Here is a 642-nt window from a genome sequence, read left to right on the forward strand (position 1 = left end):
CGGGGTGCTTCCCCGCCGCCAGCTGTTCATCCCCGACACGCTCTGGGCCCACCGCCAGCCCCTCGACGCGCTGGGCGAAACCCGCCTCGACGTGCCCGTCACCGCCCTGCCCGAGGTCGATTTCAGCTACCGCGTGCAGGCCACCATGCTTACTTCCGACAACGAGCGCCGCACCGAAAGCACCGTAGTGCCGCAGCTGCGCGACCCCGGCCAGCTGAAGCTGGAGCTGCGCGGCGACTCGGTGTACCTCGGCTACGAGCACCTGGGCCGCACGCAGCCGCACGCCGCCATGCTCTACATCTCGGCCAGCCGGCGCGTGGGCACCGCCTGGCTGTTTCGGGGGCTGGTGCAGCTGCCCCACGCGGTGCCAGTGAGCGCGCAGGCCGGTTATTATGCGCTGCGCGACGCCGACGACCGCACTACCAACCTTGAACTGACGGCCGAAACCGCCGGCCTCAGCCTGCTCTCTGACCGACCCGCCGACTCGCTGGTGCTGGCCGTGGACAACCCACGCCACTTGCGCTTTTGGTACTACGTGTACCAGGGCAATCGCCTGCGCTATCGCGGCTACGGCCCCGCCCTGCGCCTGGCCGTGCCCCACGCGGGCTCCGAGCCGTGGTACGCCTCGCTGCACTACTGGTG

1 protein-coding gene is annotated in these 642 nt (G+C 70.2%); it reads left to right on the forward strand.

Going from position 1 to position 642, the window contains the following annotated elements; translation table 11 throughout:
* The coding region (locus ACYVDE_RS25385; protein WP_460504288.1) for a hypothetical protein at positions 1-642 on the forward strand (642 nt) is incomplete at both ends.

It is taken from the genome of Hymenobacter agri (assembly GCF_054778495.1).